This is a genomic window from Nostoc sp. CALU 1950, assembly GCF_051172895.1.
Classification (GTDB): domain Bacteria; phylum Cyanobacteriota; class Cyanobacteriia; order Cyanobacteriales; family Nostocaceae; genus Nostoc; species Nostoc edaphicum_A.
In genome coordinates this window covers 1-24,898 of the sequence record NZ_JBDNJQ010000129.1, presented here as the reverse complement: position 1 = coordinate 24,898, position 24,898 = coordinate 1, and the positions used below count along the sequence as shown (strand labels likewise).

At 41.0% G+C, this 24,898-nt stretch carries 26 protein-coding genes; 12 read left to right on the top strand and 14 right to left on the bottom strand.

The window, feature by feature from the left end:
* Positions 1-167 precede the first annotated feature (167 nt).
* Together ABF638_RS27400 and ABF638_RS27395 are read left to right on the top strand one after the other, a co-directional pair.
* Entirely contained in the window at positions 168-1,499 is a 1,332-nt protein-coding gene (locus ABF638_RS27400; protein WP_435026043.1) for a hypothetical protein, read from the top strand.
* A 188-nt stretch (positions 1,500-1,687) separates the two neighbouring features.
* A complete protein-coding gene (locus ABF638_RS27395; RefSeq protein WP_435026042.1) occupies positions 1,688-2,290 on the top strand; it encodes an RICIN domain-containing protein in 603 nt (200 codons plus the stop codon).
* A 70-nt stretch (positions 2,291-2,360) separates the two neighbouring features.
* Here the strand turns inward: ABF638_RS27395 and ABF638_RS27390 are convergent, their stop codons facing one another.
* The 3 genes from ABF638_RS27390 to ABF638_RS27380 form a co-directional block, all read right to left on the bottom strand.
* Entirely contained in the window at positions 2,361-2,804 is a 444-nt protein-coding gene (locus ABF638_RS27390) for a response regulator (protein ID WP_435026041.1), read from the bottom strand.
* Positions 2,805-3,034: 230 nt separating this feature from the next.
* Positions 3,035-4,402, bottom strand: coding sequence for a DUF3370 domain-containing protein (locus ABF638_RS27385; protein WP_435026040.1), 1,368 nt, complete (start codon positions 4,400-4,402; stop codon positions 3,035-3,037).
* 31 nt (positions 4,403-4,433) lie between these two features.
* Positions 4,434-4,955 (bottom strand): peptidase C15, encoded by a 522-nt coding sequence (locus ABF638_RS27380; RefSeq protein ID WP_435026039.1) that lies wholly within the window; start codon positions 4,953-4,955, stop codon positions 4,434-4,436.
* Between the two features lie 58 nt (positions 4,956-5,013).
* Between ABF638_RS27380 and hisH the strand changes: the two genes are divergently transcribed.
* Both hisH and rsmD read left to right on the top strand, forming a co-directional pair.
* Positions 5,014-5,649, top strand: a complete 636-nt coding sequence (gene hisH, locus ABF638_RS27375) for an imidazole glycerol phosphate synthase subunit HisH (RefSeq protein WP_435026038.1) — start codon at positions 5,014-5,016, stop codon at positions 5,647-5,649.
* Between the two features lie 84 nt (positions 5,650-5,733).
* A complete protein-coding gene (gene rsmD / locus ABF638_RS27370; RefSeq protein ID WP_435026037.1) occupies positions 5,734-6,279 on the top strand; it encodes a 16S rRNA (guanine(966)-N(2))-methyltransferase RsmD in 546 nt (181 codons plus the stop codon).
* A 162-nt stretch (positions 6,280-6,441) separates the two neighbouring features.
* On the opposite strand, the gene petG is transcribed toward rsmD, so the two are convergent.
* Positions 6,442-6,555, bottom strand: a complete 114-nt coding sequence (petG, locus tag ABF638_RS27365; protein WP_063721252.1) for a cytochrome b6-f complex subunit V — start codon at positions 6,553-6,555, stop codon at positions 6,442-6,444.
* A gap of 209 nt (positions 6,556-6,764) precedes the next feature.
* Between petG and ABF638_RS27360 the strand changes: the two genes are divergently transcribed.
* Both ABF638_RS27360 and ABF638_RS27355 read left to right on the top strand, forming a co-directional pair.
* Positions 6,765-7,139 carry a c-type cytochrome gene (locus tag ABF638_RS27360; RefSeq protein ID WP_069074395.1) on the top strand — a complete coding sequence of 125 codons (375 nt, stop codon included), beginning with the start codon at positions 6,765-6,767 and terminating at the stop codon, positions 7,137-7,139.
* 524 nt (positions 7,140-7,663) lie between these two features.
* Positions 7,664-8,461: a peptidylprolyl isomerase gene (locus tag ABF638_RS27355; RefSeq protein ID WP_435026036.1), complete on the top strand. Its 798-nt coding sequence runs from the start codon at positions 7,664-7,666 to the stop codon at positions 8,459-8,461.
* A 155-nt stretch (positions 8,462-8,616) separates the two neighbouring features.
* Here ABF638_RS27355 and ABF638_RS27350 read toward each other — a convergent pair whose 3' ends face one another.
* From ABF638_RS27350 to ABF638_RS27340, 3 genes are all read right to left on the bottom strand, one after another.
* Entirely contained in the window at positions 8,617-8,913 is a 297-nt protein-coding gene (locus ABF638_RS27350) for a DUF7734 family protein (RefSeq protein WP_435026035.1), read from the bottom strand.
* A 34-nt stretch (positions 8,914-8,947) separates the two neighbouring features.
* Positions 8,948-9,544, bottom strand: coding sequence for a DUF3177 family protein (locus ABF638_RS27345; RefSeq protein ID WP_435026034.1), 597 nt, complete (start codon positions 9,542-9,544; stop codon positions 8,948-8,950).
* A gap of 693 nt (positions 9,545-10,237) precedes the next feature.
* On the bottom strand, positions 10,238-10,483 hold the full coding sequence (locus ABF638_RS27340; RefSeq protein WP_069074399.1) for a Calvin cycle protein CP12: 246 nt from the start codon (positions 10,481-10,483) through the stop codon (positions 10,238-10,240).
* Positions 10,484-10,856: 373 nt separating this feature from the next.
* On the opposite strand from ABF638_RS27340, the gene ABF638_RS27335 reads away from it, so the two are divergent.
* Positions 10,857-12,098 carry an FIST signal transduction protein gene (locus ABF638_RS27335; RefSeq protein ID WP_435026033.1) on the top strand — a complete coding sequence of 414 codons (1,242 nt, stop codon included), beginning with the start codon at positions 10,857-10,859 and terminating at the stop codon, positions 12,096-12,098.
* A 43-nt stretch (positions 12,099-12,141) separates the two neighbouring features.
* Here the strand turns inward: ABF638_RS27335 and ABF638_RS27330 are convergent, their stop codons facing one another.
* Entirely contained in the window at positions 12,142-13,269 is a 1,128-nt protein-coding gene (locus tag ABF638_RS27330; protein WP_435026032.1) for a metallophosphoesterase family protein, read from the bottom strand.
* A 303-nt stretch (positions 13,270-13,572) separates the two neighbouring features.
* Here ABF638_RS27330 and ABF638_RS27325 point away from each other — a divergent pair, with 303 nt between their 5' ends.
* Positions 13,573-14,445, top strand: a complete 873-nt coding sequence (locus tag ABF638_RS27325) for an S-methyl-5'-thioadenosine phosphorylase (protein ID WP_435026031.1) — start codon at positions 13,573-13,575, stop codon at positions 14,443-14,445.
* 83 nt (positions 14,446-14,528) lie between these two features.
* Here ABF638_RS27325 and ABF638_RS27320 read toward each other — a convergent pair whose 3' ends face one another.
* Both ABF638_RS27320 and ABF638_RS27315 read right to left on the bottom strand, forming a co-directional pair.
* Positions 14,529-14,654, bottom strand: coding sequence for a hypothetical protein (locus ABF638_RS27320; protein WP_435026030.1), 126 nt, complete (start codon positions 14,652-14,654; stop codon positions 14,529-14,531).
* A gap of 134 nt (positions 14,655-14,788) precedes the next feature.
* Positions 14,789-15,667, bottom strand: a complete 879-nt coding sequence (locus tag ABF638_RS27315) for a M48 family metallopeptidase (protein WP_181930862.1) — start codon at positions 15,665-15,667, stop codon at positions 14,789-14,791.
* A 326-nt stretch (positions 15,668-15,993) separates the two neighbouring features.
* Here ABF638_RS27315 and ABF638_RS27310 point away from each other — a divergent pair, with 326 nt between their 5' ends.
* Positions 15,994-17,223 (top strand): acetate kinase, encoded by a 1,230-nt coding sequence (locus ABF638_RS27310; RefSeq protein WP_435026029.1) that lies wholly within the window; start codon positions 15,994-15,996, stop codon positions 17,221-17,223.
* Between the two features lie 112 nt (positions 17,224-17,335).
* On the opposite strand, the gene ABF638_RS27305 is transcribed toward ABF638_RS27310, so the two are convergent.
* From ABF638_RS27305 to ABF638_RS27295, 3 genes are all read right to left on the bottom strand, one after another.
* Complete coding sequence (locus tag ABF638_RS27305) at positions 17,336-18,358, bottom strand: hypothetical protein (RefSeq protein WP_435026028.1); 1,023 nt, start codon at positions 18,356-18,358, stop codon at positions 17,336-17,338.
* Entirely contained in the window at positions 18,292-19,119 is an 828-nt protein-coding gene (locus ABF638_RS27300) for a hypothetical protein (protein WP_435026027.1), read from the bottom strand. Before ABF638_RS27300 ends, ABF638_RS27305 begins: the two co-directional genes overlap by 67 nt.
* Before the next feature lie 102 nt (positions 19,120-19,221).
* On the bottom strand, positions 19,222-19,728 hold the full coding sequence (locus ABF638_RS27295; RefSeq protein ID WP_435026026.1) for a hypothetical protein: 507 nt from the start codon (positions 19,726-19,728) through the stop codon (positions 19,222-19,224).
* A gap of 532 nt (positions 19,729-20,260) precedes the next feature.
* Here ABF638_RS27295 and ABF638_RS27290 point away from each other — a divergent pair.
* From ABF638_RS27290 to ftsH3, 3 genes are all read left to right on the top strand, one after another.
* Entirely contained in the window at positions 20,261-21,046 is a 786-nt protein-coding gene (locus ABF638_RS27290; RefSeq protein ID WP_435026025.1) for a hypothetical protein, read from the top strand.
* Between the two features lie 22 nt (positions 21,047-21,068).
* The gene (locus tag ABF638_RS27285; protein WP_435026024.1) at positions 21,069-21,857 is read left to right on the top strand and encodes an aminotransferase class IV; all 789 of its coding nucleotides are present in this window, start codon (positions 21,069-21,071) and stop codon (positions 21,855-21,857) included.
* Positions 21,858-21,975: 118 nt separating this feature from the next.
* Positions 21,976-23,817 carry an ATP-dependent zinc metalloprotease FtsH3 gene (ftsH3, locus tag ABF638_RS27280; RefSeq protein WP_069074409.1) on the top strand — a complete coding sequence of 614 codons (1,842 nt, stop codon included), beginning with the start codon at positions 21,976-21,978 and terminating at the stop codon, positions 23,815-23,817.
* 476 nt (positions 23,818-24,293) lie between these two features.
* Here the strand turns inward: ftsH3 and ABF638_RS27275 are convergent, their stop codons facing one another.
* Entirely contained in the window at positions 24,294-24,512 is a 219-nt protein-coding gene (locus ABF638_RS27275; protein WP_181930868.1) for a hypothetical protein, read from the bottom strand.
* Between the last annotated feature and the right edge of the window lie 386 nt (positions 24,513-24,898).

The window sequence follows — 24,898 nt, the reverse complement described above, 5'->3', positions numbered from 1 at the left end:
GTATTGATGTCCTTACTTTTGAGCAACATCCTCTCCCTTAATTCACATAAGGCGTTGCTTTTAAAAGTTAGGCTGCTTGTTTCGTGAGCATGAATCTAGCTATTGCTAGATGCTGTAATTCTCTCAAACGCTATAATCTACATCTGTTGCACATGAGAGATTAACTTGTGGATGTCATATTAGAACGATCGCACCAATTAAAGCAAGCCTTAATTGATTTTGTCCTTGATGCTGAAGGCGAACTGGCAAAAGCACTGGAAACTTATGCAGCAGCACAGTCGCGCCGTGGAAGTGGGGATAGTACACAGCAGGACTTAATCATCGATAGCTTTCTGACAGTCGGAAAAGTCGGTGAGAAGTCACCATTAGAGTTGTTTATCGAAAGCCATCCAGATTTAGCAGAAAGCGATCGCAACCTGATCAACAGTTGGCATCATAGTTTTATTGGCTTATTTGCCATAACTAATCTTTTACCTGATGGCTTTGAATTGACGAACTGGTTGACAGATAAACGCTACATCGTCAAGCCAAACAATACTCAAACATTACAGGCAATATCTCGGCTGAAAGTCGGAGAAATCTTGCTCACTCGCATTTCTCCCGTTACCGATAGCTACTGGATGTTATCTGGCCCCTACACAATAATGGGTAAATTAGGTAAACCAAAACTTGCTGTAGCAATTGGTAATTTCAAAGAAAACTATAAAAGTAATCTTTACAGCGATGCTCCAGACTTGCTAGAAGAAGCTTGGCAGTCAGTAGAACAATATCATCAGCAGTTTGTGGACTTTTTTGGTACTGATGAAATCACACTATCTGGATACCATCTGAATAAAAAAATAGCAGAATTTCAAGAAGTAATTACTGAAAAAACCTTTGCAGCCGCAGGAATTGATACTTCTAAATCCTTGACGGAAGTAGCAGAGGCGGCTGGTATCACAGATGAGGAAATCAAAGCAGCAGCACAAGAATTTGGTGCTGACTCAAATGCAGTTTCTCAGATGTTTAACAGCAAAAGCAGCAATAGCAAAATGGTGATGCCAAAGGTTGATTTGCCTGCTGAACTCAAGAAAGCAGAACAGGTAACGGCTCTTTCTCATCCCCGTTGGGGACAAATGTTTTTACCTACATATAGTAAGGTACAAGCAATTTTATCCGCAGAGGACTGGCAAAGTGTTCAAGGGGCGGAAAAACTAGTTCGCTACTACCTTGAAGATAAAAGTATTAATGCCTTTATTTGGCATCGATTAGCGCAACAGTATCCAACTCAATTAGAAAATGTGTTGCAAACATTTTTGCAACGTCCAGAATTTAGGCTTGAAAGTGACTTGGATAGACTTTTGCAAGAATTCCACAAACCTCTTGAGCCAGAGTTGCCAGACATTGCCAGTGTACCCATACATTTACATAACTTATTTCAGGAAGCTTTAGGAGAAGTTAACAAAACTAAGCCAAAGGGTAAGGGGCAACAAAAGCTAGCAAAGGGTTTTCAAGTTTAAGTGCATTCTCTGTCTTTTTCATGCAATCAAGTTGATTTTTAGAACACCAACCTTTGATACAGAATCAAAAAGGCAGAGATAACACCCAAATACTGTAACGTTACCTTAGTCGCGAAGACTGGGAGTGCTTGTTGGAAGGTAGAAAATTAAATTAAGAATACCCTCAAATTTGGCTAGATATTTTCCAAATGAAAATTCTTGGTGTGCAGCAGAGGTGTATGATTAATGCATTTATAAATGAAAGGTATTACTTAGCCATGCCGAATAATATCAGTACAATTCTGAGGAAAATTGTATTATTAGCTATGATAGTTTCTGCCTCTGCTACTTTGCCGCCAGTAAAAGAGGGAATTGCTCAGTCAACTGATAATCGTTTACGAACACAGTTTACAGGATTAAATAAGTGTTTAGATATCATCAATGATGGAGAAAACAATAAACTGATCATGGCTAAGTGTGGTAACTTCTCAGGACAGTTTTGGAGCATACAACCTACTCAGTCTCGTGGATATTATCGTTTACGCACAAAGTTTACAGGGTCAAATAAGTGTTTAGATATCATTAATGATGGAGAAAACAATAAACTGATCATGGCTAAGTGTGGTAACTTCTCAGGACAGTTTTGGAGCATACAACCTACTCAGTCTCGTGGATATTATCGTTTACGAACACAGTTTACAGAGTCAAATAAGTGTTTAGATATCATCAATGATGGAGACAACAATAAACTGATCATGGCTAAGTGTGGTAACTTCTCAGGACAATTGTGGAATTTATCTTCAGGTCTTTGAAAGTCTGCTAGCTTCAGATGAGTAGTTTGTAGAAGTGTACAGCTAGCTTTACACTTCCAAAACCGAGTATTTACATATCAGTATCGGTAGATAGCAGGTAAACAATCTCACTTACGATTTCTTCTGGACTCTCAAGCTTGACTATAAATCGATTAAAACCAGCATTCAAAGCCTTATCACTTGATACCTCCCGTGTATAAGAAGTGATTGCGATCGCAGGTAACTGTCTTAAGGATAGGCAAGAATGCACTCGAATTTGCTCAATTAACCAATTTCCATCATGATCGGGCAACTTCATATTGCACAGCAGAATATCGGGATGAAGCGATTCGACCAAAACCAGGGCTTCTTCTGCATCGGTTAAAGCCATTACCTCTGCACCTGCTGCTTCCAAAATGAAGATCAGTAAATCTGCAATATCTGGCTCATCTTCTACCAGTAAAATCGTGGTTCCAATAAGGTGCTGGAGCGAATTTAACTCAGTTTCTTGGTTGATTTTTTGATCGGTTGTCATGCCGTCCCTTTATTCGGTGCTATAGTCTCCTATTTCTATTGCAACCCATAGAGCGAAATAAGTATTCATCCTAAATACACAAACTTGGGGTGACAAGCACTTCTATATAGTTAAATTTCTTAATATTTTGTCTATTTGGTGATGGTGTTTTTGTAGTACTAACGAAGTTGACTAATATTTTTTGGTAATAGGTAATTGGAGAAAAGCTATTACCCATTACCCATGACTCATTATCGAGGTTCAGCCTGAGTTGACACTGTTAATACTTGCGGTGGTGTAGCATCCGGCGGATAGAGAAAGTCTACTTCTACTAAAGAGCGATCGCCTGGTTTCATCTTTAATAAAACTAACGGTTCCCCTGGTTGACCTCTCTTTTGCACTAAATGCACAAACTGAGTTTGTGGCTGATTTTGGTCATTTCTATAACGTACCCGCACTGTCCCTCGGAAGAATACTTGACGAGCTGGTGCACTAAAAAAGCGTAACCCTGGTTTGACTAACTGATCCTCCTTCAGTGGTGTTTGTATGGATACACTCACAGTTTGAGGACTTTGAGTATTGTTGTATAGCGGCAACTTGAGATTATATTGAATTCCATAGTTGCCATGAGCGCGATATGCGGTGTCAGGATAGCGCACCAGCATAGTAGCACTTTGAATTTGACCAGTTCCTAAGGTTCCGCCATGTAGGCTACTCAGAGCGTAAGAAAACGCTTGACCAGGCTGGGGAATAGTTAGATACCTGGCTTTAGGATTATCTACTAATAACGCTCTCCATCTTGAACCAGCAGCCACTCCAGCAACACGCCCATAAATTCTTGGCTTACCCGTTTCTTCTAAGGGAGTGGGGATTTTATCGCGTGGCCCGGACACATCACTATTATTGAGTAAATTTTGCCACTCTTCTAAAGTAGGCGATCGCTCACTGCCATCAGGATTCTCCCGTGCAAACATGGCTAGGCTAGCTGCATAGACAGTGCCATTACTTTGCAATCGCATGAATGTAGACCGACCATTTAAGGGTGGTGTCAATCCCTGCACAGGAATTGGTAAATTTAGTAACATCTGACTTTGCCCAGATGGAATCTCAATTTGGGCAGGGAAAATCTCTTGTCGTTTTCCCCTAAGTACATCAGACATAACGCGATCGCCTGGCCCGGCAAAAATTTTACCTAAAAGATTTTGGCTAAAAGATGGTAATTGAATAAATGGTGCATCCGGTTGACTCAAATAACTCGCTGCTTGCCAAATATTTACCTTCACCGGTTCCGAACTAGGGTTATGCAAAATTATCCCTAGATAGAGCGAGCGCAAATTCTCTGCTGGTTCAGCTTTAGCAACATGGTGGGCAAAAATATCAAATCGTCCTCGAAAGGGAAAATTCAGATGTGCCGTTGGTACTTTTTTGCCATCTGGTGGAAAAGTCGAAAGTAAAATTCCTTCTTTCAAAACCAATTCTGGACTATTGCTATTAAAGGTTGGCACTGTATCCAATTGACCTGGTAAAGGACGTACTTCTTGTGGTTGCACGACTTCTTCAGGAGGTGGTGTAGCAGGAGTTGATTGGGCAATTGGGAAAATTAGTAACAATGGCAACATATACTTAGATATTTCTTTCACCATACAGACATTAACAACTTGATGAAAGTGCCAGATTGTTAATAATTAATACGAAATCAGCAAGAATCCCCATCAAATTTTCTTGATTGAGAACCGGAACGTGAACAAAAATACAACGTGCTGTGAGTTGATTTTGGCTTAAGTAGTCCAACACTGAATAGTAAAGACCCTCGCAAACAAATTTCCCACAGTCGTGGCTAATCTGAATTGCTACTGCTCCTGCTACTAATTTTTCTAAATCAACTTCTGTCTGCAAAACCATTTCTTTACAGCTAGCAACTGCTTCTACACTTAATTGTGTACGGCTTGCAGCCATGCCACAACAGATGATGTAATCAGGTTGGATTGCCTTGATTTTTTCCATTACCTGAGTACTGGCAAGTTGCACATCTACGGGTAACTGGCGTAAAAAAGTTAAGTGATGTGGTAGCAACTCAAGTTTGCTAACTTCAAGTAATAAATCATCAGAAGAATTTGACTGTTGATCTTTTAGCCAAGTGTCAAAAGAAGTTAATAGAATTCTTTTCTTCATAACAAATATTATTTAGAATAGAAAAACCCTCCATAATAAATTTACAAGGAGCAGGTAAATGCCAGTAATTGCGGTCGTAGATTACGAGATGGGAAATTTGCACTCAGTCTGCAAAGGCTTGGAAAAAGCTGGGGCAACTCCTAATGTTACTTATTCTTCAAAGGAATTAGAGCAGGCAGATGCTATAGTCCTACCGGGAGTGGGAGCATTTGATCCAGCAGTGCAACACCTGCGATCGCGTGGTTTGGAACAACCGATTAAAGAAGCGATCGCATCTGGTAAACCTTTCTTAGGAATTTGTTTAGGATTGCAAATTCTCTTTGAATCAAGTGCTGAAGGTACTCAACCAGGACTGGGAATTATCAAAGGAAAAGTGCGGCGGTTTCGTCCAGAACCTGACATCACTATTCCTCACATGGGTTGGAATCAATTGGAAGTGACTCAACCAAAAAGTATTTTGTGGGAGCATTTACCATCAGATCCTTGGGTGTATTTTGTCCATTCCTACTATGTTGACCCAGTAGACCCGCTAATCCGTGCAGCAACCATCACTCACGGTACTCAAACCATCACAGCTGCGATCGCCCATGAAAACCTGATGGCAGTCCAATTTCACCCCGAAAAATCCTCTAATATCGGATTGCAAATCCTGTCTAATTTCGTTGCTCAAGTCCGCGAAAAAATTCCTGCCTAATATTCTTTTTGTCATTTGTTTTTTGTCCTTTGTCTAAAATTAATGACTAATGACCAATGACTAATGACTAATGACTAATAACTAATGAGCCTGAGAATTTACGGTAATCGCCAGCTAAAAACTTTACCAGGGAAAGAAACTAGACCCACTAGTGCGCGGGTAAGAGAGGCAGTCTTTAATATTTGGCAAGGAGAAATTGCAGGTTGTCACTGGCTAGATTTGTGCGCCGGTACTGGTTCAATGGGCGCAGAGGCTTTGTGTAGAGGAGCCAGCCTAGTAGTGGGAATTGAACAATCGAGCCGAGCCTGTGCCACCATCCAACAAAATTGGCAGCAGGTAGCTAATGCCGACCAAGAATTTCGGGTATCACGGGGAGATATTACCCAGCAGTTAAAGACTTTATCAGGCAAGCAATTTGACAGAATCTACTTTGATCCACCTTATGCCAGTGGATTGTACCAGCCAGTATTAGAAGCGATCGCTCACCATCAACTTTTAGCTCCTAACGGTGAAATCGCAGTTGAACACGCCTCACAAGGTTGGACACCGCCAGAGATTCCCCTTTGGGAAATTTGCCGCCAGAAAGTTTACGGCAACACATCACTGACTTTCTACAAAATTGTGGAATGAGAGGAGAGGGAGAATATCAGAGAGCAAGGGGAGATGAGGCAGCAGAGGAAGCAAGTAAACAATTATTATTCCCCCTCGTCTTCCTCATCCTCATCATCTCCCACACTCAAAACTCAGCACGGGCTAAACGCCCCGCTTCCGCTAACAAAACTCAGCACTCCCTCATCCCCCCAACTGATTGGGGCGCTTGTATTGCTTATATGCAGCGTAAAAAAGTCCGGCGAGAGTGACGAAAACTAGACCAAGGACAATACCTGATAGCAGGGGTTCAACCACTGTAAATCTCCTCTTTGTAATTATTAAATATTCGTTCCTGTTTTTTATTTTACCAAATTTGGTATGAATCCTGCGCCCTACAGCCTTTTTAGAGGGTGACTGCCTACAAGAAAATAGTCTTCTGTGCTTGCAGACACAATCAAGAACTTTTAAGCTATGTGTAGGAAATGAAAACTTTTTAGCACACCTAGACTTTCACCGCAAACCTTTTGGATAACCAGATTACCAAACCTGAAATCTTGATTCAGCGGATCGTTTTATTGACGCTGGCCATACTGCTAGCAGTCCCTTTGGGCTTTTTTGGTGTTCAGTTGGTTCAAGCCTCCGATCCATACGTCAAGAGTGTTCTATCCTTAACAGGAAACCCAATTCAAGGACACGCGATCTTTCAAATTAATTGTGCTGGTTGTCATGGCTTGGAAGCAGATGGGCGAGTGGGGCCTAGTTTGCAAGCTGTTTCAAAGCACAAGTCTCGGTATGGGCTGATTCACCAAGTGATCAGTGGCGAAACACCGCCAATGCCGAAATTTCAACCTAGTGCACAAGAAATGGCGGATCTTTTGAACTATTTAGAGTCGTTGTAGACCTAAGAATTTTTGGTTGTAGGATACATCAATCCCTCATGTGAAAAGGCAGCATAGGATGTGCTGCTTTTTAAGCCTCTGAAACTGTTAACAGACCTCTAGATGCTTGATAGCGACTTAGGAGCGTCGCCCTTGGCACATCACGCCACTTGCTTGTTCTACTTGAATGGAAATTCCAAACGCTCTGGTGCGAGATGCTGCGCGTAGCTTGCTTCCTCCTAGGAGTACACAGTTATCTCAAAGCACCATAGTTCAGTCTGATAACATTGTTTTCTAAGTTGTAGTGGAGAGAACTGTCATTAGTCTTTTGTCCTTGTCTTCACATCTGGTTGTATTTGCGTAGAATCTTTGATAAAAACTCATATAACCTGTATATTTTTAAGTATGTTAACAAGTAATTATTTAATTATTGGGAAAGTGATGTTAGCATACCTAACTCGGTAAAATTAAGGCAAAAGCTCTAAAAAATGGGCTACGTATAGCTTCTTGAACAGACTAGATATTCTTGAGATGCCCAAAAGCTAATGACTGAAGTGATCCAAATCGGTAATCGTACAATCACAGCGAGTGAACTGATTTCCTTACTGGCAAGTTACCAAATGCTGCCACAGTTGCAGCGGGAATTGATCATTGATGAGGCGATAGAGCAAAACTCAAGCTCGGACAAGGTAGCAATAGAATGTACACCTGAAGAAGTAGCCCAAGCTAAACAGCAGTTTTACGCTGAAAAACAGTTTAAAAATGAAGAAGACATCCAGGCTTGGATAGCATATCAAGGGCTGACTCCCGATCAACTAGAAGTTATTACCACTCGTAAGCTAAAAATTGAAAAATTCAAGCAAGCCACTTGGGGTAATAAACTGGAATCTCACTTTTTTCAGTCCAAAGCAAAACTGGACAAAGTAATTTATTCACTACTGCGAACTCAGGATGTGGGAATTGCCCAAGAACTCTACTTCCGGATTCAGGCAAAAGAAAACTCTTTTGCTGACTTGGCGCGGGAATACTCACTTGGGCCAGAAGCCCAAACAGGCGGCTTGGTAGGCCCGATTGAACTGAATGCACTACATCCGGTAATGGTGCAAATGCTCTCTAGCAGTCAACCAGGTCAGATATTGCCCCCTACCCGCATCGCTGAATGGTTTGTGATTTTGCGGTTGGAAAAATTTATTCCAGCACAATTGGATGAATTTATGAAAGTGCGCTTGCTGAATGAACTTTTTGAAACTTGGCTGCAAGAACAGCAAAAGAAAATTATGTCTACTCCAAAAGGAGAGGGGAATAAAGAGCGACAAGGAGAGGGCGATCAACCTTTAACCTAAGCATGGGAGATAACTCTCATGCTTGGCTTCAAAACCGAAGGTAGCGATCGCAATTCCTTATGAAGATGTAACTTTTGAATCGCTTTCTAGCGAACTTAGCTAAGTCGAGAAGCTTGAGTGAAGCAATAAATCAATCACATTTGACTATCACTTACTTAAACTCCTACTTCTGATAATAGAGGTTCCATAGCTTGCCAAGATAGTCCTTGTTGAATATAACGGGGTGCTTCAGGATTGTAAGGACTGGCTACTCGGTCAATGTTGAGGATGTTTGCCCCATCTGGTAGAACTGGTACATCTGCATCAAATGCAGTAGGGCGCATCAAAGAACTGGAAAAGCCTTTGAAAACAGCAATTGTATCTTGCTCATCGGCAATTTCCACCGTTACAAGTAAGACTTCTTGGGGGCGTTTAGCGGTGTATTGTTCCAATCGCTTGCCAATAAAATTCATTTTTTTGAGGTAGGAGTAAGGCGGACAGAGACGGTTACTGTGGTGTGGCCGAGCGTCCCTGCTTGCCCAGCTTAATCAAAACAAAATAGCTTAGGTAAAGCACATAAATTACTAAACTAACTATGCCAAGAAAACCTAAGAACTCAGCCTTACTATTAGCATGAAAATATTCTTTGAATAACAACGGAGCCTCGAACCAAACGCTACAATAAGCAGTCTTCAGTACACTGCCAGAAAAAGCACAAACCAGAAAAGGGATAGAAGCTAGTGTACCCAAAATACAATAAACAGTTATAGCCCAGCGCCAAGAGGTAAAAATAAATTTCAAAGAGCCACTGGTTTGATACTCAATTTCATCATTGAGATCCACCCAGAACCAGAGCGAAATCGGAATCAAAATCCGAGCCATTAATCCAGAGATAAAACCAACTGGATACTGGGCAATCATTAAGTAAATCGTGATTGCTACTAGGCTTGATACTCGCCAGTATATAGTCAATAAGCGTTGTATGCCTTCTGCTTTTTGCACAAATGCCCAAATTAGAAGAATTAGCGGAATAATTACCAGGAATAGTACTGCCAGTCGGTAATCAATCCAGACGAAAGGGCGAAACCAAATATTATAGTCCATAGTTTTTCTCAAACAATAGATAAAAGGAATTCAGACATCAGGAGTCAGACTTAATCAAGTGGGTTTTTATACCATTACCTGATTGTAGAGTGCTTAATAAGTTAGGGTATAAAACCCTTTGATTCAGGAGTCAGTCGGACTCCAATTCATGCTGAATTATGACTCTTGAATTCAGCATGAATTCTTCTTGATAATAGTTTAATCAAAGCATAAAGCTCAGTAGTTAACCTCAATACTGTACTAATTAGTTATGATTCCCATAGTCATTTACGATTTCACAAAATTTATCCGAAGTAAGTAGGCGAGAAAAATTTAATGTATACGAAGAAATATAAATTAGCCGTAGGTGTGTTATTCCATAGGCTAAAGCACCTTAAATTGTTGACGTTGCGTTGCGCTGTGCGACAACACATCCTACATCCAAATTCCTTAACATAGCTGTAAATATTAGCACCGACTTACTTACAAACGAGTTTATCGGGGCGTACATTTGTACGTCTCTACAGGCAATTCATTTGTTGTTTCATTTTGAGAAAATATATTACAAGCTAAATTAAGGAATTTTTTATCAAGAAATAATTAAGGGGGATGGGGCGACTCTCCGCGTTGCCCCATCCCCCACTCTTCGCGTCTTTTTTGGTCAATCTTTAGCTGCTTACTGACCAAAGGAACAAAATTCACTCGCCTCAATTTCTAGTCGTCGTAAACCCGGCATTCAATTGCATCTGGGTTGTCATCACAATACTGTTCTAGAGAATTTTTTGGCTTGCTTTGGCGTTTGTGAGAAGCTTCGGCTTGCAATTCTTCTACTGCATCCCAAGCAGCAGCACACTCTGGTGAATTGCTACCGTTTATATCACAGACAGTACGCGCTTGTTCCACTTCTTCTTGGATTTTCTCTTGGATGTCGCCTTTTGCTGTTTCTTGGATGTTGGTCATTGCTTTAGTCTCGTTGTGTGTTGTTAATACTAGTATAGAAAAATTTCAGAAATGGCAGTTTTTGGCATGATTACTAACCATTCTAACCATTTAGCTGATCATAAGTTACTGTTCTAGCCTATTGATTTATAACCAATACAGCAAAACAGTGCAGATGTGATGCATTTACCTTTATTTTTTAAGATTTTGTGGAATCAGTAGCATAGATAAATAATCATACAATATATTTAGATGCCTATATTAGGGAATAATAACCCCAGCTTCTTGGGATAGAGGAGACAAAGGGCTGGCGTCAATTCTTGTAAGATGTAATTCTTCCCAAAATAAAAAATCAAAACCTACTAGCCTAAAAAGATAAAGAAGCTCAAAACTCATGGCAGACCAAATGCAGTGGGCAAATGCCCTATCAACCCGTCATTCTTTGGAAGCCGCTGTTACAGATGTGGTGGAACGAGCTGTCTCATCGTTAACAGCACCAGCTGATCTAGGACTGGTATTCATTTCGTCTGCTTTTACGAGTGAGTATTCCCGACTGTTACCTTTGTTAGCTGAAAAACTTTCTGTGCCAATACTAATTGGCTGTAGTGGTGGAGGTGTGATTGGGACTACAGTTAACGGAGAAACCCAAGAGTTGGAAGCTGAACCAGCTATTAGCTTGACTTTAGCACACCTTCCAGGAGTGAATATTCAAGTCTTTCATGTTGTTGCGGAAGAATTACCTGACTTAGACAGTTCACCAGATGCTTGGCTTGATTTGATCGGTGTGCCACCATCACCTACACCCCAGTTCATCTTGCTGTCTAGTTCTTTCGCCTCTGGAATCAACGATTTGTTGCAGGGGCTGGATTTTGCTTATCCAGGATCAGTGATAGTGGGGGGACAGGCTAGTGGTGGGGGTATGGGTGGTCGTGTTGCTCTATTTTGTAACGATACTGGCGGTGAGGAACACCAAAACCTGTATCGTGAGGGCACTGTTGGTATAGCTTTGACTGGCAATATTGTTTTGGAAACGATTGTAGCCCAAGGATGCCGACCGATTGGCAAGCCGTTGCAAGTCACAAAGGCCGATCGCAATATTATTCTGGAGTTAGATGAAAAAGTACCTTTAGTGGTGTTGCGAGATTTGATTTCGAGTCTCAGCGAACAAGAACGGATATTAGCACAGCACTCTTTGTTTGTGGGTGTGGCGATGGATGAATTTAAGCTGGCTTTGCAGCAAGGAGACTTTTTAATTCGTGGTATTCTTGGGGTCGATCCAACAGCTGGGGCGATCGCAATTGGCGATCGCGTCCGTCCCGGTCAAAGGCTGCAATTCCACCTACGTGATGCTGAAGCCTCCGCTGAAGACCTGGAATTACTCCTCAAAAGTTATCAAGACCAACGAGAATCTGAACCCTCTGCTGTGGCTGCTTTGATGTTTTCCTGTCTGGGGCGAGGTGAAGGACTGTATGGTAAACCCAACTTCGATTCTGAACTATTTCGGCGCTATCTTAACGATATTCCTGTTGGTGGCTTTTTCTGTGGGGGTGAAATTGGCCCTGTTGGTGGCAGAACCTTCTTACACGCCTACACTTCAGCATTTGGAATTTGTCGCCAAAACAGTGCTGAGTGCTGAGTGCTGAGTGTTCAATCATCTTTTAACTCCTAACTCCTAACTCCTAACTCTTATCTAGCAAAAGTGTGGTGTTATTATCAATCAGAGTCAAAGTTCCACCAGTGGCGATCGCTGAGTTAGATTGTGATGCACTATATGTTTGAATGTAGCGCCGCACTTCTGGGGGAAAATGAGGGTAATCTAATACTGCATCTCCATCGGCAATAGTTGCCCAGAAGTCGCGTAAACTAGGAGCTAATTCTTTTGCCTGTGATAACGGTAAGTTTAATGGAGAGTGAGTCAGTAGCTTGATTAGAAAGGGAAAAGAGCGATCGCCCATCCATTGCCGCGATGACTGTTGCAAGTCGGGGAACTCAGGTACAGACTCTACCCGATGGGATAAAATTTGCAGCCATTCTTTGCCTTGCTGATCTCGATGGAACTCTAGCACTCGGTAAGGGTGAGGATAGCTAACTAAAGAACCAGTGGTAATATCATATACTCCATCTGAGTAAGCAATATCCTGAACATGCAAATGTCCCGTAAACACTAGCTTGACTCCGTAGCGTCTTAGCAACTGCAATAGTTCTGCTGAATTCGCTAACATGTAGCGATTTGCCAGTGGATGGCTCGATTGATTGGGCAAATGCTCTACCACATTATGATGCACCATCACCAAAACTAAGTCATCACCAGATGCCGCCAGCACCTCTTCTAACCACCGTAGCTGTTTGGCATCCAAACGCCCCACCTGCTCACCCTGGTCATTAAATAAATTAGAATTCAGTCCAATCAGCTTAACTCCAGGTAACAATTGACGAATGTAGTAAATCTGCCGTGGATCGTCATAGCCAAACTTCGTGTAATAGTAGGGAAAATCCGTAAAAGCAATTGATTGCTGATCAGCCGATAGCACAGGAACGTCATGATTACCAGGAACAACATAGACGGGAAAAGGTAGCTGGGCTAAACATTGTTGCAACCAGGCGTGATTCTCTGGTTCGCCGTGCTGAGTTAAATCTCCTGGCAACAATAAGAAATCTAAATCGAGTTGTGTTAAATGTTCTAGTACACTTTTAAATGCTGAGATACTTACTTCTACCAGATGAAATCTACTGGGATGATCCCAGATTGTGTGAGGAAGTGCCAGGTGTAAGTCGCTGACTACCGCAAAGCGAAAATTGAGAGTCATTGATTTATAAAAATGTTAAAAGCAGGGGTTAAAACAAGCCTTTTCCCAAAAGTATAACGCTTGCTTTGTTTCTCTGCGTAGGAGTGCGTCTACTTAACATTTCTATACATTAAGCATTGACTATACACTATGTTCAGGATTGCTGAGTGTGAAGATTCATAAGTACTACTTCTTAATCAGAACTCAGCACTGGCTCAATGCCCCGCTACCGCTAACATAACTCAGCACTCCTGAATGCCTTTTATACTACTCCCCTTTTCGATAAAATAACTTAGCAGATTAGCAAGAAACAGGTTCAGAATCATGGCTCAAGCTAGTATTGGGATTATTGGTGGTAGCGGTCTTTACAAAATGGATGCCCTCAAAGATGTCGAAGAGGTGCGAGTCGAGACTCCTTTTGGTCCACCATCAGATGCTTTGATTCTGGGGACTTTAGATGGTACACGGGTAGCTTTTTTAGCGCGTCATGGTCGCAATCACACGCTTTTACCTTCCGAGTTACCGTTTCGCGCTAATATCTATGCGATGAAGCAATTGGGTGTGAAGTATTTAATTTCAGCTAGTGCTGTAGGTTCCTTAAAAGCAGAGGCAAAACCACTGGATATGGTAGTGCCAGATCAGTTTATTGACAGGACAAAAAATCGGATTTCAACGTTTTTCGGTGAGGGAATTGTTGCTCACATTGCCTTTGGTGATCCGATTTGTAAGAATTTAGCTGTTGTGTTGGCAGATGCGATCGCATCTCTCAATTTACCAGAAGTTACTCTCCATCGCGGCGGTACTTATGTGTGCATGGAAGGGCCGGCTTTTTCCACTAAGGCAGAATCGAATCTTTACCGCAGTTGGGATGCAACAATCATTGGCATGACGAATTTACCAGAGGCGAAGTTGGCAAGGGAAGCGGAAATTGCTTATGCAACTTTAGCGCTGGTGACAGATTATGATTGTTGGCATCCAGACCATGACAGTGTGACGGTGGAATTGGTGATTGGTAATTTGCTGCGGAATGCTGTGAATGCTCAAAAGGTGATTCAAGAAACTGTGCGGCGCTTGAGTGAAAATCCACCACAGAGTGAGGCGCATTCGGCGTTGCAGTATGCGATTTTGACTCAGTTGGATAAAGCACCAGCGGCGACTAAGGAAAAGTTAGGGTTATTGTTGCAGAAGTATTTATAGTATTGGTGATGATTGAGTGATGTCTATGACGGGCTACGCCTACACTACCGCAGACTCTTCAGCGACAGGCTACTATCATAAAATCATACAGGCGATCGCACGTAACTATAATAAGCTGCCGTCAACAAAATCATGATTTTCGTGATCAAGCTTTGCTTGTTCGTTGTATCTGGCAGATGATGGTGCGTAGGCGTAGCCATCGTAGACATCGCTTTCCTTCAAATTCAGTGATTAATTTTTCACAATCATAATTAGTGTATTGCGGCAAAATAATTTATCAGCTGCGATTTCTAATGGCTAGACTTGTAATCCTATGGTGTGAGGAGGATCGTGATTAGTAACTCTACCAATTGCGCCACCCACCTTTGGGTGCAACTTCATTATTAGTAGACTTCAGTCCGTGACTTTGCAACAGAGTTTGATATTCTGTGCTGCTAGCCCAGCGATCAATTTCTCGCGCCCGTAGCACTGGCACTGGATGTGTTAATTGGGCTGTACGAGCAGCTTTGACCATTTCACCCAGTTCTGTCTTGCTAATATCATCATAAGCGCGGGCTTGGGCAACAAAGGCATCAAGATTCAGTTGCGGTGCTAAGGTTGGAGAACCCCCTGCCAACTTCATTAACACAGACATAACAACTTTGGGGTCTTGGGTTGCTAGTAATGCGGCGCGATCGCAGGTAAACTCAGCACAGCGTACCCATTCTAAAAGTTGCGCCTGTATGGCTTGGGCAACAAAGGTTCCAACATTGGGCACAATCGCCGCAGCTAATATCAGTAAATTTACAGGAGTCAAGTAAACACTATGATCACACTTGAGATGCCCCAACTCGTGGGCAATTACTGCCTGTATTTCTTCTGGTGTAAGCATATCAATCAGGGAAGTGTGTAGCACAACAAAAGGCTGCTTACCCCGCACAGCAAAAGTATAGGCGTTGGGAGCCGGATGTTGCCGGACGTACAACTGGGGAGGATCTATATCCAGAATTTTACAAGCGTCTAACAACAACTTATGTAAATCGGGCAGTTGCTTTTCACCCACCAAAACACTGGAGGCAATATTTTCCACATAGAAAACCTGCTCTGCCATTGGCCCAAGCCAATTTCGCACCAACATATCTATGCCTGGTATCTGCTTGAGCGCTCTGGTAGCTTCCAGGTCTAATGGATGACGAAATGAGTCAGCTTTTAAACCAATCAGCGGGGTTTTGAAGAAGGACATAGTGCAGCAAGCTATAAAAAACACAACTATGGAATTTGGCTGGATAGATAAACAGCCTCCCACAGTTAGTATAACGATTTAACTAGGGTGTTTCTTTTCTTGCACACTCTTAAAACCTTCAAACCCAGTCCCCAATCCCCAGTCTCTTTTACCCATCGTTAATAGGACTTATGCAAAACTATACGCCGTAGGGGCAATTTATGAATTGCCCCTACCTGAAAATCATTTTTTTCGGCTATTGTTTGCGTAAGCCCTGGTTAAGAAAACTAAGCATGGGGCCAGACTTAGTGACATGATCAAAAGAGATCATGTTTTTATGTTGTTATATGAAAATATTGGTGCTGAATGCCGGATCGAGCAGCCAAAAGAGTTGTCTGTATGAAATTACAGATGAAGCTTTCCCCACCCAAGCACTTCAACCCCTTTGGGAAGGGCAAATCAACTGGACTCAAGATCAGAGTGTGGCAGAAATTGAGGTGAAAACTACTACGGGTGTAAAGCTGCAAGAATCAATCTCTGGTGACTCCCGACAAGCACACCTCAACTATATGCTCAATACACTTAGTCATGGTGCTACCAAGGTAATTGATCAGTTATCAGAAATCGATGTGGTGGGGCATCGGGTAGTACATGGTGGACAGGATTATCAAGATAGTGTGGTAATTACGGAGGATGTTAAAAAGGCGATCGCTGGTTTGTCTAACCTTGCACCAGCACATAATCCAGTCGCGGTGGAAGGGATAGAAGCAATTGAAAACATCTTAGGAAATGTCACTCAAATAGCAGTGTTTGATACTGGATTTCATGCCACTCTACCCGATGCAGCCGCAATCTATCCCGGCCCATATCAGTGGGTAGAGCAAGGTATTCGTCGCTATGGGTTTCATGGTATCAGTCACCAATACTGTTCTCAACGTGCTGCCCAAATTCTTGGTCAAGATGTTCCACATGAGCGGTTAATTACCTGCCATCTGGGCAATGGTTGCTCTTTAGCGGCGATTAAAAATGGTCGCAGTATTGATACCACTATGGGATTTACGCCCGTAGAAGGATTAATGATGGGTAGTCGTTCTGGTTCAGTTGATCCGGGGATTTTAATTTACCTGTTACGGTACGGTAATTACTCCATCGAAAAATTGGATGATATCTTAAATAAAACCTCTGGGTTAAAGGGAATTTCGGGTGTCTCTAGCGATATGCGTGAAGTGAGAGAAGCCATCGCTCAAGGTAACTCCCGCGCTCAACTGGCTTGGGATATCTACGTACATCGCTTGCGTTCTGGTATTGGTGCAATGCTTACCAGTTTGGGCGGATTAGATGCTTTAGTGTTTACAGCCGGTGTGGGTGAACACTCTGCGGAAATTCGCCAAGCCGCCTGTGAAGCCTTTGGATTTTTGGGATTAAAACTTGACCTTGAGAAAAATCAACAGCAGCCGATGGATGAGGATATTGCTACATCCGATTCAGCAGTACGGGTATTGGTTATTCATACTCAAGAGGATTGGGCGATCGCTCAACAGTGTTGGCAACTTTTGAAAAAAGTTCGTGATATGTAATTCGTAATTAGCAAGTCTGATTAATCTGGGTAACATTTTTGAATATCCAGTTACCCTATACCCGTGATTTTTTCACGAAAGAATCTCTTTTTAAATGCCCCATACCCGATTTTCAAGCTAGTAACCAACGCATAAAACCTTTACCAACTTGCCCCACTATAATACTAAAAACCCATTTTAAGAGCGGGCCGATTAGTGACAAAAATAGCAAAGATAAGAAATCAGTGGGAGTAAAAAGAAAAATACTAGAAGTGATGCAAGTTAGTCCCCACGCCAGCCAATTTCGAGATTGAGAACTGATAAAAGTCCATCTTGGAAGTTGGTTAGCAAGCCAATAGCGAATAGTAGCAAATACAAAAGACGTTACTAGTCCAGCAAGTATTGATAATGAAAGTGTAAGTGATTGTGCTAAGTGTAATTTCCAAGCGAAAAAAGCAGCAGGAAACAGCGAAGCTAGCTCCCAAGCCAATAGATTTAATTTGGTCCGAAGATAGCTTAGTATTTGTTCAATAAGCCAATAATGTACATAAACAATATTTAAACACTCAGGATTTTGAATAAATTCACTCTTGATTTTGTGAATTATGTCGCCATAAAACAAGACACTACTTTGTAAAACAATATCTTGCTCTTTCCAAAAATATAGACCTGATGTATCTTCTTGATAATAAAAATTAAAAGTAACTCCGTACTGTAACGCCGATTTATTTTGTAGTGATTTATTCCAGAACAATTTGATAAAACTTACTATAAAAGTATCGTCAAAAATTTTAAAGATTTTTTTATGAATAATTAATTTCTTGAATTGTACAGTATTTTTGCTAAAGCAAATATTATCGCTAAAGCAGTTGTAGTACAAAATATAAGCTAATAATTTTGGTGGAACATAAAGAGAGCAGCCTATTTTTCGCGCTTCCTCAATTTGTTTTAAAACTGCCCTATTTAGATAAAAATTATACTGTCCTGGCTCAACCTTAATTTCAAGTTCAATAGGAGCGCCTTGAGGTATTTGCACAAAGAAAGAGAGTTGAAGATCATCTTCATTATTTGTGTGTGTTTTATAAGCGTTCATTGTTGGGATAATTTTGCGATATTTTGTATAATACCAATCAGAAACTCTAGCGTTCCACGCCACTGTTTTTCCCCAGCAACTATCCCTTCATTATGTATTTTTAAGATTAAATCTCTATCCACTTCAGGTAATTGAAATAGCTTTTTATGGTAACGGCTGATAATATCTCCATCTAACTGCATAACAGTTTGAGCATAAATAATATCAATATCTAAGCTGTTAATATGACCACCATCTAGTGCAGCTTTAAGTTCAGACATTTTCCGTAGAGTCCGAATGAATTTACCATTATTCAAAAGTTGTTCAATCTCTTTCCACCTTTGCTGCAAATTCTTTTGATTATCTTCTTCATCTGCAACAGGAGTTGGAGCAGGCAATATTGGTCGAGCTAACTTTATGTACACCGGATCTTCTGGAAGAATATTTGGATCATTTTCCACTTCATATTTAAGACGCTCCTGATATCGTATTATCCTGGGGTCTGGATTAGTAGTATCAGTACTTTTTTCAAGGAGAATATAAAAATATTCTTTTTCTAGCTGCGAAAATAGACTTTTATAAAGTTTTTGTAATTCATAGGCTTGAGTTTTTTCTGGTTCTGGTAATTTGTCTGGATTTGGAATTCCTTTAACATGAAAGTAGTCTTTGTCTTTTATTGAATAAATCTCTTCATAGGCTTGCCAAGCATTAAACTTTGCGCCAGTAATTTGCTCGACAACCATCGTATTTACTTCTAAAGCTGTAATATCATCGACTAATCCATGTACAGATGAAACTATTTTCCCTAGCAAATCCCTGGCTTGTTCTTTAATTTGGTTGGACATAATAATAATTTCCTTGATTTTTCTAAAGCAAATTAACCTACAGATTTGGACAAGTTCCGATGCTGTAGGTATTTTAAAGTGATTATTAATAAATAACGATTACTATGGACGGGGTAGTGATTGTTGTGAAGTTTTACGAGATTTCATAATTTCTATAAAAAATCCATACAACTTTTGCAAACTTTCTATATTTTTTTGCATAATTTCTCGACTTTCTTTTATTTGACTTAGATGAAATTCGCGAAGTTCTGTATATGAACCACTACCAACAAATTGACTACCAACTTCATTATTAATATCACCATCAATTAGATTTATTATGGTGTGCATTCGATTCCCTGGTTGAGCAATTTGTTGCCCTTGTATTTCTTCAATTTGAGTAGATGACTCTGGAACCCAAGTGGTAATTTCTAGCTCAACAACTTCAACTATTGCTGTTTGAATGGCATCAATAATGTCATCAATATTGAATCCTTCTCCTTTAGTATTCAGCTTTTTAACTTTTCTTTTAAATTCACTACTTGGTTTGCTCCATTGACTATTTCTTTCCCCATTTTCGCTAGCTTGACCATTAATTTCTGTGTTTTCGTCAACAGTATTATTCAGCATGATATTCTAGAGGTTACAGATTTAAATATAAACAAAATACAATTTTAGGCTATGTCAAAACTTTCAAGGATTTTACTAAAAAAAAGTAACTAAAATCAAGAAAACTTAATATTTCAAGAACTTTTTCCTAAAAAAAGTTATGCTTTCCTAAAGCCAAATTTATTTTAGAAAAAGAATAATACCATTTTCAGATTTTGGAGCCACTGCTTTGCAGTGAGTTCAGCACTGTGGAAGGGGTTTTTCCGTTGTCCTATATGGTGGCGTGATTCTGAAAAATTATTTAACTAGCTTTTGGGCGTCTCGTTACAATCGGTATAAATTAGATTCTAATTTTAGACAAATGAATCTAAGGTATATCTCAGAGTAAAGACGAAACTAAAGTATAATTTTATTCCAGTATTTAAATAAATTTATTTTAGTCAACCTGTTCGATATTTTGCCTATCAAAGCTTAGAGGCGTAAGTGCTAACCAAACTTTCCCATAGCTCTATGTATATAATAATTATGACTATGCTGATAAAAACAGAAAAATATGTTGCTATATCGTCAATCTTTTACTACACCTTTAATAGCTTGTGTATGTATATTAGGAGTGGGATTGATTCAATTTCCCCAATTACAAAAACTAATAAGTAGCAAACAAGCTGCCTCTTTAGAAACTCTAGAGAAAGAAATAAAATCTGAAAATATCCGTCTTAAATTTCTCCAAAAAATGCCTAGTTTTGGTTATGATAACTTCATCGCAGATTTGGTATATCTCAATTTTTTACAATATTTCGGAGATGATGAAGTTCGGGATAAAACAGGTTACAGTTTAAGTCCAGAATATTTTGAAGTAATTTTAGAACGTGACCCGCGATTTTTAGCAGCGTATCGGAGTCTTTCTATTAGTACTTCATTATATGCTGCTATGCCAGAACGTGCGATCGCAATATCAGAGCAAGGCTTAAAATCACTATCTCCCTCAGTTCCCGAAAAGTCTTATTATATCTGGCGTTACAAAGGAATTGATGAGTTATTATTTTTAGGCAATGCTCAAGCTGCCCAACAATCTTTTGCAACGGCGGCAAACTGGGCTAGTAACTTTTCCGATGAAGAGAGTCAGCTTATAGCTACTACTTCCCAAAAAACTGCGGAATTTCTGAGTCGAAATCCTAACAGTAAATATGCACAAATTTCTACTTGGTCAATGGTCTTAAATAATCAAGTTGATGAGAGAACTCAAAAACGAGCAATTAAGGAAATCGAAGCTTTAGGAGGAAAAGTAGTTACAACTCCTGAAGGTACTAATAAAATTGTATTTCCACCAAAAGATTAAGCAATGGGGCGTTGGATATTGGATGACAAATGACCTCTTTTGGTACAACGGTAAACTAATTAAGTCTCAAACCCTAGAATTAAACATTAACGATCCAGGTTTACTTTATGGGGCAACTGTTTTTACAACATTGCGGGTTTATGAGAACTCGCTGGATAATAATTTAACTAATTGGCAAGCACATTGCGATCGCTTACTTTTCTCACTACAAACTTTTGGCTGGCATCAACCAGACTGGAACCGTGTGCGTCAAGGTGCCGAAATCCTCCTCGCACACTTCCCCGTTCTCAGAATTACCCTTTTTCCCGATGGACGGGAATGGATAACTGGCAGATTATTACCACAAAATTTGACAGAAAAACAAAAAAATGGTGTTATCTGCGCCGTTGCTAGTTCAGAATTTTCTCGCTCTCTCCCCTCTCATAAAACTGGAAACTATTTGAGTGCTTGGTTAGCAAAAACTAGCTTAGATGCTCAAGAAGCAATATTAGTCGATGCCCAAGGAAATTGGCTAGAAACCAGTACAGGCAACCTTTGGGGATGGTGCGATCGCAGTTGGTACACGCCACCCTTAACAGCAGGAATTTTGCCGGGAATTATGCGATCGCAACTTGTAAACTGGCTGCAAAACCAGCAGCAGCAGGTACGAGAGGAACCTTGGACATTAGAGTTAGTCCAGAGATTTGAAGCGATCGCCTACACTAATAGTGTGGTAGAAATTATTCCCATTCATACCGTTAATCAGCCTTCAGGGTCGCTACAATATAATCCCTACCATCAGAGTTTTCAGCTAATAAAGGGGCTTTTTTAAGTATGACACTCACGCCAAATTTGTTATATCTTAAGATAAGTTAACATAATTCTTAATAATGACTTTTCTGAGTAGAGAAGCTAGGCATCGCGCGAAAAATACCGGAGGATAGACCTTAGTGAATAAAAGATGGAGAAATGCAGGGCTGTACGCGCTGCTGTTTATTGTCGTAATTGCGCTGGGAACAGCATTTTTTGACAAACAACCCCAAAGCAGAGAGACATGGCGATACAGTCGCTTTATTCAAGAAGTTCAGCAAGGCAGAGTAGAAAAAGTCAGTTTGAGTGCAGATCGCTCTACAGCACTGGTTACACCCAAATATGACCCAGCGAAACGGATTGTTACCTTAGTCAACGATCCAGACCTGATTAATACTCTGACTTCTAAAGGCGTTGATATTTCTGTTTTGCCCCAAACCGATGAAGGATTTTGGTTTAAGGCACTAAGCAGCTTATTTTTCCCTGTATTACTTTTGGTTGGCTTATTCTTCTTGCTACGTCGCGCTCAAAGTGGCCCAGGCAGCCAAGCGATGAACTTTGGCAAATCCAAAGCCAGAGTGCAAATGGAACCACAAACTCAGGTGACATTTAGTGATGTCGCTGGTATTGACCAAGCCAAGTTGGAATTAAACGAAGTCGTAGACTTTTTGAAAAACGCCGATCGCTTTACCGCTGTTGGTGCAAAAATTCCTAAAGGTGTGCTGTTAGTTGGCCCTCCTGGTACAGGTAAAACCCTCCTAGCTCGTGCCGTAGCTGGTGAAGCAGGTGTACCTTTCTTCTCAATCTCCGGTTCGGAATTTGTGGAAATGTTCGTAGGTGTGGGTGCATCCCGCGTCCGCGATTTATTTGAACAAGCTAAGACTAATGCTCCTTGTATCGTCTTCATCGATGAAATTGACGCTGTAGGTCGTCAACGGGGTGCAGGTTTAGGTGGTGGTAACGATGAGCGGGAACAAACCCTCAACCAGTTGCTTACAGAAATGGACGGCTTTGAAGGTAATACTGGCATCATCATTATTGCCGCTACCAACCGTCCTGATGTCCTAGATGCAGCACTGTTGCGTCCTGGTCGCTTTGACCGCCAAGTTGTGGTAGACCGTCCCGACTATGCCGGACGCAGCGAAATTCTCAAGGTACATGCCCGTGGCAAGACCTTGGCAAAAGATGTGGACTTGGATAAAATTGCCCGTCGTACACCTGGATTTACTGGCGCAGATTTATCCAACCTGTTGAATGAAGCTGCAATTCTGGCAGCACGCCGGAATTTGACTGAGATTTCGATGGATGAAATCAACGACGCAATTGATCGCGTATTAGCTGGGCCAGAGAAGAAAGACCGAGTAATGAGCGAAAAGCGCAAAACCTTGGTGGCATATCACGAAGCTGGTCACGCCTTAGTTGGTGCTTTAATGCCCGACTATGACCCAGTACAAAAAATTAGCATTATCCCTCGCGGTCGCGCAGGTGGTTTAACTTGGTTTACCCCCAGCGAAGACCGGATGGACACTGGTTTATACAGCCGCGCTTATCTGGAAAATCAGATGGCTGTGGCTTTAGGTGGTCGAATTGCTGAAGAATTAATCTTTGGTGAAGAAGAAGTTACCACTGGTGCTTCTAATGACCTCCAACAAGTAGCACGGGTTGCTCGTCAGATGATTACCCGATTTGGGATGAGCGATCGCTTGGGCCCAGTCGCCCTTGGTCGTCAACAAGGTAACATGTTCCTCGGACGAGATATCATGTCAGAGCGCGATTTTTCTGAAGAAACCGCCGCAGCTATTGATGAAGAAGTTCGTAAACTTGTAGATGTTGCCTATACACGCGCTAAAGAAGTGTTAGTGGGCAACCGCCACATTTTAGATCAGATAGCACAAATGCTGGTTGACAAAGAAACAGTAGACGCTGAAGAGTTGCAAGAAATTCTGTCTAATAACGATGTGACAACCGCTGCGTTTGCCTAATTTAATGAGAAGTGATGAGTTAAAAACAATTTCTAACTCCTAACTTTTGAAATTCGGGGTAATTCTGAGATTTTCCAGAATTACCCCAATTTTTTTAATTCCCTGTCAAAAGCCCGGCCATGAAGACCGGGCTTTTAATCATAAATGGGGTTATATACCCCGAAGGTTTCGTTATAGAGTTTCAGTATAAATCGGTAGTCTGATAGAGACTACCATCTGACCATAATCAATTCCGGAAAATTAGAAAAATTTTTCTAGATACACGACTCAATACTTGTCGGTTAAGGGTTAAAGGAGAAGGAAAAAGCCTAGAAATCGAGGTAATTCAGAGATTTTACGAATTACCCTGATTGTGATTAAGACAAAAGAATCTATGCATTCTGTGGCACACCCCTTACAGCGATCAAATAGATAACTTTCTGAATCTTTACAAGACTAGCGTGCAGAATGACTGGATGCTCAACCAGTCGCCGATTCTAAACTCTGGATGTCGGTTTCAAAAATAGCCACGCCACAAAGAACGTAGCCGCTGTGAACAGTTGCGTCAAGTCCAAAGCAGATAGATAACCATCTGCAAATGAAGCAATACTGCGATCGGTAATGCCAAATACCCAGGATGACAGGCCAAATAGCCAAATCCCATTCTTGAGATTTCCGACGAACTCTTTAGAGTCTGATGGTTCTTGGTCGTTCATGATCTTCTGCTCCGTTAGTGAAGAATCTGGTGATTGATGCAAAATACCTGTCATTAGGAATTTTTTTGGACTCCTGACGCTGAATTTACACTTACTATTAATAATATTAATAAATATTTCACCTGCTTGACTTCACTACCCAAAGGTACATCTCATAACCCTGACATTCCTCCTTTGGTTGTGCTACATCCGATAGACGATAATGCGTTGAGTTCTCAGCTTTACAGCGTCGGGTTTGAATACTGAGATTACATAATCTTTAAATAACTATATAAATATTTATTTATTTTGTTAAAAAGTACTCCATAGGATAGATGTGTTTCCAGGAATGCTTCAGATTTTAATTGTGTAGATACTTTTTAGGGGCGCACAGCTAGCTGTGCGCC

What these genes read in the sequence shown, in the direction of transcription:
- ABF638_RS27380 (WP_435026039.1), bottom strand. Translation starts at nt 4,955, where the DNA reads ATGAAGAAAAGAATTCTATTAACTTCTTTTGACACTTGGCTAAAAGAT.
- ABF638_RS27395 (WP_435026042.1), top strand. Translation starts at nt 1,688, where the DNA reads ATGAAAATTCTTGGTGTGCAGCAGAGGTGTATGATTAATGCATTTATA.
- ABF638_RS27320 (WP_435026030.1), bottom strand. Translation starts at nt 14,654, where the DNA reads ATGTCTACGATGGCTACGCCTACGCACCATCATCTGCCAGATACAACG.
- ABF638_RS27350 (WP_435026035.1), bottom strand. Translation starts at nt 8,913, where the DNA reads ATGAATTTTATTGGCAAGCGATTGGAACAATACACCGCTAAACGCCCC.
- ABF638_RS27285 (WP_435026024.1), top strand. Translation starts at nt 21,069, where the DNA reads ATGACAAATGACCTCTTTTGGTACAACGGTAAACTAATTAAGTCTCAA.
- ABF638_RS27325 (WP_435026031.1), top strand. Translation starts at nt 13,573, where the DNA reads ATGGCTCAAGCTAGTATTGGGATTATTGGTGGTAGCGGTCTTTACAAA.
- ABF638_RS27330 (WP_435026032.1), bottom strand. Translation starts at nt 13,269, where the DNA reads ATGACTCTCAATTTTCGCTTTGCGGTAGTCAGCGACTTACACCTGGCA.
- ABF638_RS27335 (WP_435026033.1), top strand. Translation starts at nt 10,857, where the DNA reads ATGGCAGACCAAATGCAGTGGGCAAATGCCCTATCAACCCGTCATTCT.
- ABF638_RS27315 (WP_181930862.1), bottom strand. Translation starts at nt 15,667, where the DNA reads ATGTCCTTCTTCAAAACCCCGCTGATTGGTTTAAAAGCTGACTCATTT.
- ABF638_RS27385 (WP_435026040.1), bottom strand. Translation starts at nt 4,402, where the DNA reads ATGTTGCCATTGTTACTAATTTTCCCAATTGCCCAATCAACTCCTGCT.
- ABF638_RS27275 (WP_181930868.1), bottom strand. Translation starts at nt 24,512, where the DNA reads ATGAACGACCAAGAACCATCAGACTCTAAAGAGTTCGTCGGAAATCTC.
- ABF638_RS27310 (WP_435026029.1), top strand. Translation starts at nt 15,994, where the DNA reads ATGAAAATATTGGTGCTGAATGCCGGATCGAGCAGCCAAAAGAGTTGT.
- ABF638_RS27355 (WP_435026036.1), top strand. Translation starts at nt 7,664, where the DNA reads ATGACTGAAGTGATCCAAATCGGTAATCGTACAATCACAGCGAGTGAA.
- hisH (WP_435026038.1), top strand. Translation starts at nt 5,014, where the DNA reads ATGCCAGTAATTGCGGTCGTAGATTACGAGATGGGAAATTTGCACTCA.
- ABF638_RS27295 (WP_435026026.1), bottom strand. Translation starts at nt 19,728, where the DNA reads ATGCTGAATAATACTGTTGACGAAAACACAGAAATTAATGGTCAAGCT.
- ABF638_RS27290 (WP_435026025.1), top strand. Translation starts at nt 20,261, where the DNA reads ATGTTGCTATATCGTCAATCTTTTACTACACCTTTAATAGCTTGTGTA.
- ABF638_RS27300 (WP_435026027.1), bottom strand. Translation starts at nt 19,119, where the DNA reads ATGTCCAACCAAATTAAAGAACAAGCCAGGGATTTGCTAGGGAAAATA.
- ABF638_RS27340 (WP_069074399.1), bottom strand. Translation starts at nt 10,483, where the DNA reads ATGACCAACATCCAAGAAACAGCAAAAGGCGACATCCAAGAGAAAATC.
- ABF638_RS27390 (WP_435026041.1), bottom strand. Translation starts at nt 2,804, where the DNA reads ATGACAACCGATCAAAAAATCAACCAAGAAACTGAGTTAAATTCGCTC.
- ABF638_RS27345 (WP_435026034.1), bottom strand. Translation starts at nt 9,544, where the DNA reads ATGGACTATAATATTTGGTTTCGCCCTTTCGTCTGGATTGATTACCGA.
- rsmD (WP_435026037.1), top strand. Translation starts at nt 5,734, where the DNA reads ATGAGCCTGAGAATTTACGGTAATCGCCAGCTAAAAACTTTACCAGGG.